Origin of the sequence: Haloarcula sp. Atlit-47R (assembly GCF_003665985.1) — an archaeon.
GTDB classification, from domain to species: Archaea; Halobacteriota; Halobacteria; order Halobacteriales; family Haloarculaceae; genus Haloarcula; species Haloarcula taiwanensis.
Genome location: NZ_QPLQ01000007.1, coordinates 1 through 13,457 on the forward strand (window position 1 = coordinate 1; position 13,457 = coordinate 13,457).

Here is a 13,457-nt window from a genome sequence, read left to right on the forward strand (position 1 = left end):
GTGAAAGAACCCCTTCCGAGCCGGGGTCATCTGTTGATAACTAAGCATCCAGATTGAACAGTTATTCCAGCCAAGATTCCTCTGAATCTCATTTCGTATGCATTGAGAGGACCAGTCTCAACTACTGTGAGCCGGCGGCCCCAGCTGAGTTCACCGTACTGAGGATGAATCCGGCCCTTCTGAGACTGCTGTTAAGATATTGTAGAATAGTATTCTATTTTAGAATAGCACACTATTCAGTCGATTCTGAAGAAGCAGACTCGCGGGCTTGTTCGAATCGGTCGGCCACTTCATCCACGAGGTCTTCCTCCACGACGGTTCGTAGGAGAGCATCAGTCATCTCTCGAACGACGATGTTCTGGTAGCCCTGCTGGTTGAGTTCCCGCTCTAATTCGTACTTCAGCCAGGAATCGAAGTCCTCGATCGTAGCCTCACGAGCGTAGAAAGGGCGCTGTTTGGCTGCCTCGTAGCTGAACGCGGTATCGGTCATCGGGTCCCGCGGCTCGACCGAGTCCCGAGCAGAGGTCTCCTCGGTCGGCTCCGATTCGGTCGCCTCATCCGTATCCTGTGGTTGATCCTCCGGTTCATCCTCAAGCGTCTCCCCCAGGTCGGCGAACGGATCGTCCTCAGCCATGGCGGACCACCTCCCCGGCCTCGACGATATGCGCCAGTTCGTCGAAACACTTCAGTTGGTCACAGTCGGGATCGTAGTCCAGCAGCGGTTTGCGCTCGCCGTAGGCTTTCGTGATGCTGGTTCGGTCTCGTATGCCCGGTGAAGGGCTGAGCTCGCCGGCGTCGACGGCCTCCCAGTCCGTGATTCGTGCGAAGTTCGGGATGCGGTCCTGGAGGTTATCGTGCGAATTGAGGCGTTCAAGCAGCTGGCGATCCTGGGTCTGCTGGTCGATACGGCCGCTCAGCATATTCGGAACTAGCGCCAAGACGTCGACGTCCATATGCTGCCGAAGCGGTGAGATCTGTCGCTCGATGGTCCGCTCCAGGCCGGCCATCGCCTCGTTTCCAGGAGCGAGCGGAAGCACGAGATTCGCCGTCGCGACGAGCGCGTTGTCCGTGAGTCGGGACCGGTACGCCGGCGAATCCGTGACGATATAGTCGTACGTGTCCCCGAGGAGGGGATCGACGACTTCCCGCTTGAGCAGCGCAGAGGGTTGGAACACGTCGCCCACGACGATCTCCCGCTCGACCTGTTCTAAGTCCTCGCTGGACGGGAGAATATCGAACTCGTAGCTGGTATCGTAGACAACGGAAGTCGGGTCAGCATCGTTGAAGAAGACGTCGCCGATGGTTTCCTCGGTGTTGTGATACTGGTCGTCAAAGCCTAAACCGACGGATGCGTGGCCGTTCGGATCAAGATCGATGAGGAGCACATCGTGGTCCTGTGCGGCCAGCTGTCGAGCGAGGTTGACAGCGATCGTCGATTTGCCGACACCCCCCTTCAGCATACACACCGAAACCGCCCGAGAGTTCCCGTCGGTCTGTCTCGAATCATATGGGCTATTCGGGCTATTCGTTCTATCTATACTATTCGTACTATCTGAGCCACTCATGCTATTCAGCAGTATCAACCCCTCTCGACTTAACTCTGTGGTGAATAGCCTGAATAGTATTCTATTTAAGAAATTTGCGCTATTTCAAGATAGTATACTACTCTGGAATAACCACAATAGAGTAAGTGGCTCAGGAGACGAGATCCAACATAGAGCGAAGTTCGGACTCGATATCAGTCAGTTCACTCCGTTGCCACTCAAATCGCTCTTCGACGCCAACATCGGTAAACCGGAGTGAAGCACTGACCTGTCGTGCGGGATCGTGCTGGAAGAGCGCGAGAGCGTACGCAAGCATCTGCGGCCGATAGTGATCAGCGAGGGCACCAGTGGTCGTGGATGACAGGTCGTTCGTCGTGTAGTCGATGATGTGATACGCATCAGGAGTGACCAGAAGGCGGTCAATATCACCCACTATGCGGGAGTCACCAAGACGAGCGACAACTGAGAACTCGTCGAAGGAGGCTTCAAGCGAGAGGTCCGCCTCAGTTTCGTCGACGAACCGGATCGCATCCTGGGCATGGCCCACCGCCGCTTGAAGGTCGTCACCCGTCGGTTCCTCACCTTCCATACGACTCAACTGACGAATGAACGAGGGCCACTCATCCCGTGGAGGACGGAGCTCATTGAGCCGATGGACAACAGTTCCGAAGGTGGTCGGGCTCAATCCGATTGTCCCATCACCCGACGTGTAGCTGTGTCCGTTCTCGGAAGCGTCTGCAACGGCACTGACGAGGGTTGTCGCGGCAACGCGAACAGCGGCCTGTTGTTCCAGCGGAGAGGGGACAGTAATCGCAGGGTCTACCGCTTCCGTGGGAGCCTCAGACTGCCATTCAACCGGCCGAGGTGGCGTCTGAATAGTGTATGAAGCGTCATCGATTCGGGCGTCCGTAGCTCCCTCCTGAACCGCCTCCGCGACTAGCTCTTGGTCGTCAAGCAGAATTGGCTGGAGCCAATCCCGCCATCGACTGGCGTCGTCGAAGTCATCTGGCTCACCGAGTTCGACATGTCCAGACTCATCGATATCGATGTCGTGTGTTCCACACAGCAGCAGGTGGTCCCGAGTTCGAGTACAGGCCACGTAGAGTAGTCGTTTGGATTCTGCACGCTCTTGCGGGAGTGAGCGACGATCGGCATATTCGTGGACTGCGGTCTTCTTGATTGCGAACGCATCGTCGGGGTGGGGAGCACCCACGGCAGGAATCGGTGGGGCATCAGTCGTCCCCTCGACGAGGCGGACATAGCCGTGGTCATCGACGGACCGCCCGAAATTGAGGTCACTTCCTAGATCAGGGACGGTAACGATCGGGAACTCGAGTCCCTTCGCAGCGTGAATCGTCATTATCCGAACGCCCTCAACATCACCGGGGATGTCAGCCTCCCCTTCTCGGGGGTCAATCTCGGCTTGGCGGTCGATCCGATGGAGCAACCCAGCAGCTGTGTGAACACCGTTCTCGCTCCACGTGCGGACCTGGTCGCGAAATTTCTCGACGTTCGCGACGGCCTGCTGACCGCGTTCGTCAGCACTCACACTCGCCAGATACCCTGTGTCGTCGATCACTCGGGACAACAGACGGTTCCACGGGAGGACGCCATCCTCAGACGGCGTCGCGCAGCCGCTAAGCGTCCGCCACGTCGTGAGGAGGTCGAACGCGTCCGCGAGCTGTGGATCGTCCGTCTCGGCCAGCGCGTCCCACACTGAGTCAGCCTCGGCAACTGCCGGTGCGAGGCGGTCATCGGTGAAGCCAAACAGCGGCGACCGAAGTACCCCATAGAGAGAGACGTCGTCCTGCGGATCACCAAGTACCCGAAGTAGGTTCGTCAGCGCCTGGACCTCGGGCGTATCGTAGAATCCGACACCGCCGACGACAGTATAGGGAATGTCGTACTCCTCGAGGGCCCGCTGATACCGATCCAGATGAGTTCGCCGGCGGAGGAGGATTGCCGTGTCGTCCGGCGTGGCGTCGCGATGATCACCCGTATCGGGGTCTTGGACGGTCGGTGGATCGTCGAACAGGTGGGTCAGTCGAGCAGCGAGCGCTTGCGCCTCGGCCTCGATTGTGTGGTCGAGCGCACCTTCGGCAACTGGATGGTCATCGCCGAAGAGTTCCGCCGCCGTGTCGGCGTCGTCGGGCACAGCGAGATACTCGACGCTGCCAGTGAGTCCCTCGATGTCCTCGACACGGTCGCGTTGGGTGGTCAGCGCCTGGGGTGGCGCTTCGTAGGGTTCGTGGGTGTCACCTTCTGGTTGGAACAGGAACTCGAAGAGCTCGTTCAGGAACGACAGCGGCTCGTCTAGCGTTCGGAAGTTCCCGGAGAGTTCAAGCGCGGTCGGACTCTCGGCATCGCTCTCGGAAACGTCGTCAACCCCACGGACCTCGTTGACGGTCTGGAGTTCCGCTCTCGCCGCTCCGAACGTCGTCACGTCGGCCCCACGGAAGCCGTAGATGCTCTGTTTCTCGTCGCCGACCAGGAAGACGTTCGACGCCGTCTGTTCGTCGACGCCCGTGAGAAGCTTGACTAACTCCCACTGGCGCGGGTCCGTATCCTGGAACTCGTCGACCATCACGGCCGCAAACTGCTCTCGTAGCCGCTCCGTGACGGCATCGTTCGCTCGCAAGAACTCAAGCGTCGTCTCGATCACGTCGGGGAAGTCGAGCGTATCCCGGCGCTCCTTCTCGTCAGTATAGGCTGTGAGGACATCGTCGAAGACGCGCATTAGGGCGAGCGCGTAGTGGGCGCCGTTCGCTTCGAGCTCACCGGGCGTCGTCTCGACCGCATCAGCGTGCGGTTCGACGGCCGCGATGACCGTGTCGATGATGTCCTTCAGATCGTCGTAGACATCACCGTACTCACCCCAGTCGTCCCGAACGCCGACGACGTACCCCGAACTGCTGTACAGCCCGCCGTTCTTCTTCTCACAGGCCTCGTACAGCTCGAGGATTGCCCGCTGACAGTCGCGGGGATCGCTTTCCTCCGGGTCGGCAGGGAGTGTGGTCGCGATCTCGGTGAAGGTCCGGTAGGCCCGAAGGCCGTCCTCGTCGGCGATCGCGCCCTCGCGGTCGACACGGCCCGTGACCGTGCGTAGCTGCTCAAGGAGTCCATCCACATACAGCGTCTGTCGAGCGTCGGCAACGTCGAGATCACAAACGACCTCCCAGCAGATATCGACGTAGTCGTCGACCTCGGCCTCACGCCACTCCTCGAGGACGGCCTCGCTCTGTGGGCGTTCACCGAGTAGTCCAGCAAGTACATCGACCAACTGGTCACGACCCCAGAGCTGCGCGAGGAGCGCCACATCGTCATCGTCCTGGTTGCGTTCGAGGAACTCCGTCACGACTTCGCGTTGGAGTGTCGCGGCGCCGTCTTCATCGAGCACGTCGAAGCCGAGCGGGACCGGAGCCTCGACGGCCCGTTCTCGCAGGAGTCGGGTACAGAACGCGTGAATGGTGTGGACATAGCCGTCCTCCAGGTCATCGAGCACGTTTCGCCAGCGGTGGTAGGCCTCTGGTGAGTCAACAGTCTCGAGCCGGTCGTACACCTCCTCCCGAACGCGCTCGGTCAGTTCGGCAGCGGCCTTTCGCGTGAAGGTGATCGTGACGATATTCTCTGGGGTGAGCGACGGATTGTCGGCCAGTATCGTCACGTACCGTTCGGTAAGCGTCGTCGTCTTCCCCGTCCCGGCGCCGGCAGTGATCGCGACGTTCCGGCCCTGGACGAGCGCATCCTCCTGTTCCTCCGTGAGCTGAATCTCCTCGGGTTCCTCAGTCATCGCTCATCACCGCCTCGATGTCCTCGTCGTCGCGAACACGGAGCGGAACGTACGCGGCGTCGTCCTCGTGAACCTTGTCGACGAACTCCCGCTTGCGGTGGTGGCGGACATCGCACGCCCGACTGTAGTCACAGTATCGGCAGTTGGCACCACGAGCGGACAGGAGCGTCGTGTGGAACCGTCCATTGCCGATCGCCTCGTCGATTTGGCCCAACCACTCCGGAACGACATCGGTTAGGAAGCGACGGAGTTCAACCTCGGAATCGAACTTCGACTCGACACCGCGTGGAACCTTGAGATCGTTGGGCGGTCGTACCTGATAGTACGTCGCTGAGAGCGAGCCCTCCTCGAACAGATCACCGTCGACGACCTCGGCGGCAGCAAGCAGATAGATGGGGAGCTGGAACTTCGTGCCGCCGGTTGTCTTCGTCATATACGGTGCTCGCCCAGTCTTGTAGTCGTAGAGCGTAAGCGTCGGTTGCTCGCCGTCCCGGCTCACGTCGACCCGGTCGATGTATCCACGAATCGAGACGGTCGTACCATCCGGTCGCTCCACCGAGAACGGACCACCATCCGAGTCGGGAAGCCCCTCGCCGAACGGGGCCTCGAATAGGTGGGGGCGGCCGGCACCGTCTCGGGAGAGTTCGTTGTCGAGAAACGTAGCGAACAACCCCTGTTCCGGTGCGTCGTGGGGTTTGATTCCGGCCTCGTACGGGGCGCTCTCATCATCACCAAGACCTGCGAACAGCTCCGCCTTCCACCGCTCGTAGAACAGGCCGTCGTACTCGAAGTCTGCATCTCGGAGTTCTTCGACGGCAATCTCGCGAAGGTGTGTCGCCAGGTCGTCTCGGTCGAACTCAGTGAGATCGACACCGTCTTCGGTTTCATCCTGTAGATCCTCGAAGAACCGTTCGAGGACGTCGTGGACGTACGATCCAGTTTCCAGGGGCGTAGGGACGACCTCGACGTCGTCGGGGTCCTCGATTCCGAGTACTTCGTCAGCGTAGAACTTGAACCCACACTCGACGTATCGCTCGATGCGACTCGCGCTGTAGGGTTCCCGCTCTGACGGTGGATAGACTTCCGCGACGGTCTCGGGATCCAACACGCCGTCGTGGTCCGAGAGGCCAGCCGTTCCCCTGTTGGCCGCACAGCGGAGTCCCCGATCCGTGCGCTTGGTCTGCTCGGGGGAGAGATCGCCCCGGTCACCGGCTCGGCTGACTGCCGCACGCCGGTCAGCTGTAGCGGCGACGTGCCGCTGCAGGTCCTCGCGGGAGCCCACGCGGTCGTCGACGCCGTCTTCGGGTTCGATACCGGTCACGCGCTGGAGTTCGTCGAGGACCGGCGACCGGACGACGGCGGACTCGTCGTCGCCCGTCTCTGGTGTGGTGATCGTGAGTTCCTCGACGTTCGCGAGTAGCGTCGCGAAGAGATAGCGGCCCCGGAGTCGCTCGTCGCCGGTGTCGAATCGTGGGTGGGCGTCGGTCATTTCCTCGAAAAAAGCCGGGCGTTCCGGCGTTACCGGGAAGTGCTCGCTCGTCAGTCCCACGAGGAACACCTTCTCGAACGAGCGCATCCGGGCGTCGAGCAGTCCCATCACCTCAACGTGGCCACCAGCAACGCGCTGTGGAACCCGAATGGGCACACCATCGAATGCACGGGTGAACAGCGCCAACGGAGAGAGATCGCTATTGACCGCCGCCAGCGACTCGAACGAGGAGAGGACCTCATCCACGAGGTCGTAGGCTCGCTGTTCGACGGCTTGCTCGACGCCGCTGGCGTAGTCCTCCGTTGCCGCCTCCAGGTCGAACCGGTCGTCCAACAGTCGTCGGAGCGTCTCGGTTGCGCCTTCGATGTCCTCCGTTCTGAGCGACTCCAGGGTGGCCAGCAACTCCTCGATTAGTGCCGCCGGGTCGTCGTCGACGTCATCGAGCAGGGGTGACACAGAAACGGTGTCACGCCGGCGAGCAGCTGCCGTGACGGCGTTGGCTTGATCGGTATCGACGACGTCGACCAGTGGATTCGCTAACAGGGACGTGAGGTCCTCAGCCCGCGGATCCGGTTCGGCGAGGTTCAGGAGATCGTGGACAATGTTCCCGGTGAACGTCCGGTTCAGCTGTGAGGCGGCGGTCGTGACGTGCGGGATGTCGAACGTATCGAACGTGTCCTCGACGTACCCCGAATAGGCCTCGGTCCCGGGGACGACGACGGCCAGGTCGTCAGGGTCGCGACCATCGGCCAACTCGGTTCGGAGCTCGCGAGCGACGAAGCGAATCTCGCGCTCGGGCGTCGGGAGTTCCCGCCACCGGAGGCCGTCTGGAACAGGGACAGCATCCGGGTCCGGGCGATAGAGTGACTCAGTGACCGTTCCGAAGATCTGTCCCGACTGATCGATCGGCTCGAGTTCTACTGTCTCAAAGTCAAGTGCTTCGTAGACCTCCAAGGCGTCCTCCGCTACAGCGTCGACTCCGCTCCGACCATCTTGATGGAGCGGCAGCAGTGCGATAATCGGAAGTTCGTCGGCGAGGCGTTCGATGAGGCGGCGTTCGACGGGGCGAAATTCGTGATATCCGGAGAGGACGACGACATCCAGTTCCGGAGAGAGCGCCGATAGTGACTGGTCTGTCGTCGCGACAGCGTCGAACATCTCTCCTCGAGTACAGACCCACTCATCAACGTAGTCAGCATGGAGGTCCTGGTAGTGGCGGTACGCGTCGACAGTAGCTGCCGCGATACGGTCATCGAGGGTTGAGCCCTCGAACTCCGCCGCCAGTGCGTCGGCGGTCCCGACGCCGGCGTCATCGAAGAGTGAGAAACGACTACTGAACGAATCCGCGAGAGCGGCCGAGGCCAGTTCGCCGGCGAGAGCGCCATCTGTTTCGGCTGTCGTTCTGTCAAGCGCGTACTCCGCCAACCGACGGTTCAATTGTCCGGAGAGGGGTTGAACCGGGCCCTGGAGGTCCTCGTACCAGTCACGAACGACCGCATCGAGCGTCTCGGCACGAAGACGGAGAGATTCGCGCGAATCGGCCCAGCGGTCTTCGACCATACTCCGGCGAGCGTCGTTCCGCGTTATGTAGAGAATACTCCCCAGCGAATCGGTGGCGATGTCATCAGCCCGCTGAAATGCCCGTCGTTCCAATCGGGCGTGTTTCGGACCGGTGAGAAGCGTTGAATCCATCGAACACTCCCTATCAAGATATCGGTCTCACTTCACTCTTGGCGAGACTGACAGCTTAGGAGTGGCTTACCAAGGGTAGTGTTTAGTTTGGGGAAATTATGTCAGCTTGATAAGGGTTGGGACCAATTTTCGGCTGTTTCCGGTTCGACATGGCTGAAGCAGTTCGAAAACGACGATGTACGGCGCTACAGTTCTCGGGACATTCGTTCGACAGCATTCCGATTTCCGTCGCGAGATATCTGAAATCGGAGTCCGGATCGTTGTAATGCAGTTTGGAGGTGTTGAGCGTCATCAACGAGGAAAATGGCAGTTTCGACATCGTGTTTTTGTTGCAGTTCGCGGAGGAATATCTCTGTGAGAGCGGTGGTCGTCGTCGAAAAGAGGCGGACATGAAGCAGTTCATTCGTCGCGGGACCGCCAGCGGCGTACAGCCAGAATTGCTGATCGTTGATTCAAATGGGGGATTCAGTAACGTTCACTCGAAACGGGACCCGTCTCCGGATACCCTTCTGGATGATCCGTGGTCCTCCCTGGCTCTCAATCAGCTTTATAGAGTTCTTCCTCGGGGACTTGAGGAGGTTTGTAGTTCATCCAGACAGATTCCACGCGTGTGTCTTTCGTGGTGTGCATGGTTTGCTCCTCTGAATCGTATCGATACCATCCATCATCCTCGTACAACTCACGGTAGAGATCCGATTTATACGATGACAGTGCTACCTTTGCATCACATTCTTTCAGCACGCTTGCGAGTTCACGATGTTGTTGCTCGTCCATCTCGAATCCGTACGAGTTCGTGTCACCCCGAGTAGCGTGCGGGTACGGCGGATCACAGTAAATTAGGGTTTCAGGATTATCCCCATATTCCTGGATAATTTCCTTCGCATCCTCGTTGCAGATCTTCACATCTCTCAACCGTTCGGAGACTCGATAGAGATGATCCAGTCTACCATGCCATCGTGAGACGGCTCCTGACATGGTTCGCCGACTCGTTGATTTGCAATATGCCCACCGCCCGGCGGACGCCTCTTGAGCAAGCCCGGACCGGGTCTGTCCCGCACGAATGAAGAAGCGGCGGGCTCGCTCGAGAGGTGGGGACTCGCTATTACTGTCTTGCTTGGCCACGGCAAACGCCAATTCAGCTCTGGAAAATGGCGATAACGAGATTTTCCGGAGCAACTCTGCTGTGCGTACTTGCTCTATAGGATCATCATCAGATTCTGGATCCGTGCCCTTCAGAAGGCGCAAGAAACCTACAACCTCCTTGTCAATATCGTTATAAACTTCTGTCGGGGACGGGTGCCGATTCAACATAACAGCTCCTGATCCGCCGAACGGTTCGACAAACGTCTCAGACTCTGGCAATAAATCTAGTATCCATGACAGATGGGTGAATTTACCTCCGTACCATCGGAAGGGGAGGATTTTCCCGCCACGTATTGAGGCGGAGTTCTCTGGCGGAGTCGGAATGGCGTGGGTTTCGGTTTGATCGTTGTCGTCGCTGAATTGCGTAATCCCAACCTGGGTTGAACGCCCCGCCACTCCAGCCGAATACTCCCCATATGTCCGCTCTGCCGGCTCGATATCGAAGTTACAGTAGAGCTTGTCTGGCGAATCCTTTCCAGGGAACGTTACCCCGTCCGGGACCGGCACCGTCCTCCAGTCCTCACTATTTGTTAGAATGGAGGGGTTCCAGTCTGTTGTTAGTAGCGCAACATCCGCATCAATCCCGGTCAGCTCCGACAAACACTGCTCGCCGGTTTCAGTGCCTTCAATCGCGGGTGGCACCGATCCGAAGAATAACGCCTCGTCATCATCATGTCGGTCGATAACATCATCAAACGGCTCGTGCTCAATCTGGATCCGTCGCAATCTGTCCACGACGTCGTGAACGCGGCAAACGAGTTCTTCGTGGTCGGTCGGCCGTGACAGACTCCCCGGCCGCTCAATATGGAACGCCCATCGTCCGGGTGTCGTCGCGAGGTCCGTCGATGGTTGTAGCCCACCAGCCCGTACAAAGACAGCAGCAGCCTGTTGAATAAGTTGGGTAGGTGGCTCTTCGCTGTCACTAATAGAGATATCAGCGGCCGACCGGTCGTCTTCTAACAGATCAAATTCGGGGTCGATACGCTCCGATCGAGGTTCGCGTTCAAGAATGGTTTTTGATTCATGAGTGGCCAAATATTCGACGAGGTCCGACTCAGACTCTCGAACCGCCGTAAAGAAACTGCGCATCGCATTCGACGGATCACTGATCGTGTCGACTCCACGTGGGTCTCGGGCAACACTGATAGCGACACTATCACCGAACAGTTCGATGAACTGTGGTTGATCTGGAAGTCGATCAAGCACCCAAGGAATCCCGTCATAGGTCAACATAGTCTCGTCTGTCGGATTCACGTTGTACAGCAATCGTCTACAAACGGCATTAATCCTTTTTATTGACTACCCAACCAGGAGATCGTGGGTAGACAATCCCAGACCATTTACGGTCCGTTCTATTTTAGAGATAGACGAGAGAATGGTAGACGATCCGTCGGCATTGTTGGCCCATCGCTCTCCAGTATACCAAACCGAGTCCGGAGCTGCGTATGCTGGTGACAGTCGGCTTCTGCTCGAACGCCTGCCGGAAGAGAGTGTGGACCTCGTCGTGACTTCCCCTCCCTATGCATTGCGAAGTCAGAAAGAGTATGGAAACCGCCCACCAGAAGAGTACAACGAGTGGTTCCTTGATTTCGCGGATCGAGTCTATGATGTCCTGACTGAAGACGGCTGTTTTGTCGTCGAAATTGGGGGTGGGTGGAAGAAGTCGGTCCCCGTCCGATCGCTGTATCACTTCGAGTTGCTGACTGAGTTAGCTGGTTCTGATGGGCCGTTCCATCTTGCTCAAGACTTCTATTGGTACAACCCTGCTAAGCTACCGACCCCAGCGGCCTGGGTCACGGTGAACCGAGTCCGGGCGAAAGATGCAGTTAACCACATCTGGGTTCTCTCGAAATCCCCGCACCCGAACGCGGACAACCGGCGTGTGCTGAAAGAATTCAGCCAGGGACAAAAGGACCTCATGGAGAATGGGTACAAGCCAGGGGATCGACCATCCGGTCACACTATCAGCGATCGATTTGATGAACCTAAAGAGGACGGCGCGATTCCTCCGAATTTGATTGAAGCCGCGAATACCAACAGCAGGACTCATTATCTCCAGGCCTGTGAGCTTATCAATTCCGAACCTCATCCCTCGCGGTTCCCTCGTGATATCCCCGAGTTCTTCATCAAATTCCTATCAGAGGAAGATGATCTTGTTCTCGATATCTTCGCTGGTTCCAATATGACTGGCCGAGTCGCACAAGATCTTGATCGGCGATGGTTAGCGTTTGAGATCGAGGAAGACTACGTCAAAAGCTCCCAGCTCCGGTTCATTGAAATGGAGGATCTTCAGGCAGCTTTGGATGCAGGCCTAACGGACGTAGAGACGATCACACAGGCGACACCGCTTGTTCGGTGAGCGGAGTTGCCTCACCTGGGGCGTTCGATGATCGCAATTACATTGTGAGCCCAGTCACGGGTCTCTTCTCGGAGCGTGAACCCTACCGATCCAGTTCCGACTGGGAGAACAATCGCAACACGCTCGATCCCATCTCTGCCGGCATCGCTGCCAACTGGTGGGCGATGACAACCGGGAGCAGAGCGTTCTCATAAAGGCTCGTCTGGGCCTGCTCGATCGTAGAAAGCACCCGATCCAGCCAGGGGTACGCTTCCGGCAAGTGCGGCGCCGCATCCTCACCCGGGATCTTCGGGACTGTCACCACGTACAAGCCGCCGTTCGATGACCGATAGATGAACCGCTGCCCATAGTACGTCCGACTGCCGTACCCTGACGCGGACTGCCGAGAAGGAATCACGTAGTCGTAGATGTAGTCATCATCCATATACAGCAGACTCTCCCGCTCGATGCGGGAGCCGATCCGAGAGGCATGATCAACGAACTTCGAGTTCTTCTCGACCCCGATCACGGGCGGGATATCAAGCCCGGCTTCCATCCGCTGGTCGAACACCTGCATCAGCACCTCCTTCAGGGGGCGGTGCAGCCACGACGGCTGCTGGTGAATGGCGAGCGGCCCATCGTGAATGAATGCGGTCCGGCCTAACTGGTCGGGATCATGCTCGTGGAGATGGAGGAGATACCCGATCAGAATCAAGTGCTCCATAACAGCCATCAGCTGCATCAGCGCACCGATATTCGACTGCTGCCCATTCACTTTCTCGTAAATCCGAAGGGAATCGGTCAAATACAGCGTCTCACCACACTCCGTGCAAGTCCCCGTCTCGGAGGGATCGAGCGCCTGATCGCCAGCCCCACAATCCGGGCACTGGTTCAACACAAACTCACCTGTCTCTGTCAGGCGATCACTCCGATGCAGGACGTCGACGAAGTACGACAGAAGCGAGCGGCCTTCGATCTCGTGCGTCCGGAACACCTCATCGATCTCGGACCGCCAACTCTCAGCCGTGGACCCATGGGACTCACTCGTCACATTACTACTCGGCAGAACAACGACGTACCGAGCGGAGTCGGTGCTCTCTTCGACCAGCCCCGGGTTAACGAACTGCTTGGAGTCCTCGGCAGCCAGGGTATCCAACTCCACACGAACAGCCGACAACTGGAGATACGCGATCCGGTCTTCCGGGAACTCCTGGTCAACCGCAACCTCCTGAGGCGAGCCATCCACCGAAACGACAGTATCGATCGGCTGGCGAGCGGCGTTGGATTCGATCTCGTCACGGGCAACTGAATGGCTAGCCACCGGGACTTCGTCAGGATCCGGCTGACGAATCTCGAACTCGTTGAGCTTCTCACGGACTGTCTGGCTCTCGATGATCTTCGAGTGCCCCGTACCAGACGCCCGCTCGAAACCCCCGCTGCGAGTCGAGTAAGGCATTGATC

7 protein-coding genes and 1 pseudogene are annotated in these 13,457 nt (G+C 58.5%); 1 reads left to right on the forward strand and 7 read right to left on the reverse strand.

The annotated features are described in order from the left end of the window. Window positions 1-232: 232 nt before the first annotated feature. From DVK00_RS18710 to DVK00_RS18735, 6 genes and pseudogenes are all read right to left on the reverse strand, one after another. Complete coding sequence (locus DVK00_RS18710) at window positions 233-634, reverse strand: hypothetical protein (RefSeq protein WP_121578249.1); 402 nt, start codon at window positions 632-634, stop codon at window positions 233-235. Then, on the reverse strand, window positions 627-1,565 hold the full coding sequence (locus tag DVK00_RS18715; protein WP_121578250.1) for a ParA family protein: 939 nt from the start codon (window positions 1,563-1,565) through the stop codon (window positions 627-629). The genes DVK00_RS18710 and DVK00_RS18715 overlap by 8 nt, the downstream gene beginning before the upstream one ends. A gap of 130 nt (window positions 1,566-1,695) precedes the next feature. Next, window positions 1,696-5,334: an exodeoxyribonuclease V subunit beta gene (locus DVK00_RS18720; RefSeq protein ID WP_121578251.1), complete on the reverse strand. Its 3,639-nt coding sequence runs from the start codon at window positions 5,332-5,334 to the stop codon at window positions 1,696-1,698. Continuing rightward, the gene (locus tag DVK00_RS18725; RefSeq protein ID WP_121578343.1) at window positions 5,327-8,383 is read right to left on the reverse strand and encodes a PD-(D/E)XK nuclease family protein; all 3,057 of its coding nucleotides are present in this window, start codon (window positions 8,381-8,383) and stop codon (window positions 5,327-5,329) included. Before DVK00_RS18725 ends, DVK00_RS18720 begins: the two co-directional genes overlap by 8 nt. Window positions 8,384-8,616: 233 nt before the next feature. Beyond that, window positions 8,617-8,967, reverse strand: a pseudogene (locus DVK00_RS18730) (IS6 family transposase); the annotation flags it as partial. Window positions 8,968-9,052: 85 nt separating this feature from the next. Beyond that, on the reverse strand, window positions 9,053-10,912 hold the full coding sequence (locus tag DVK00_RS18735) for a DNA adenine methylase (RefSeq protein WP_199722491.1): 1,860 nt from the start codon (window positions 10,910-10,912) through the stop codon (window positions 9,053-9,055). A 238-nt stretch (window positions 10,913-11,150) separates the two neighbouring features. On the opposite strand from DVK00_RS18735, the gene DVK00_RS18740 reads away from it, so the two are divergent. Further along, the gene (locus DVK00_RS18740; protein ID WP_199722492.1) at window positions 11,151-12,017 is read left to right on the forward strand and encodes a site-specific DNA-methyltransferase; all 867 of its coding nucleotides are present in this window, start codon (window positions 11,151-11,153) and stop codon (window positions 12,015-12,017) included. An 82-nt stretch (window positions 12,018-12,099) separates the two neighbouring features. On the opposite strand, the gene DVK00_RS18745 is transcribed toward DVK00_RS18740, so the two are convergent. Further along, window positions 12,100-13,452: a DNA double-strand break repair nuclease NurA gene (locus DVK00_RS18745; RefSeq protein WP_158598829.1), complete on the reverse strand. Its 1,353-nt coding sequence runs from the start codon at window positions 13,450-13,452 to the stop codon at window positions 12,100-12,102. Between the last annotated feature and the right edge of the window lie 5 nt (window positions 13,453-13,457).

Coding starts and splice junctions, on each gene's coding strand:
- DVK00_RS18745 (WP_158598829.1), bottom strand. CDS start 13,452: ATGCCTTACTCGACTCGCAGCGGGGGTTTCGAGCGGGCGTCTGGTACG.
- DVK00_RS18715 (WP_121578250.1), bottom strand. CDS start 1,565: ATGAGTGGCTCAGATAGTACGAATAGTATAGATAGAACGAATAGCCCG.
- DVK00_RS18725 (WP_121578343.1), bottom strand. CDS start 8,383: ATGGTCGAAGACCGCTGGGCCGATTCGCGCGAATCTCTCCGTCTTCGT.
- DVK00_RS18720 (WP_121578251.1), bottom strand. CDS start 5,334: ATGACTGAGGAACCCGAGGAGATTCAGCTCACGGAGGAACAGGAGGAT.
- DVK00_RS18710 (WP_121578249.1), bottom strand. CDS start 634: ATGGCTGAGGACGATCCGTTCGCCGACCTGGGGGAGACGCTTGAGGAT.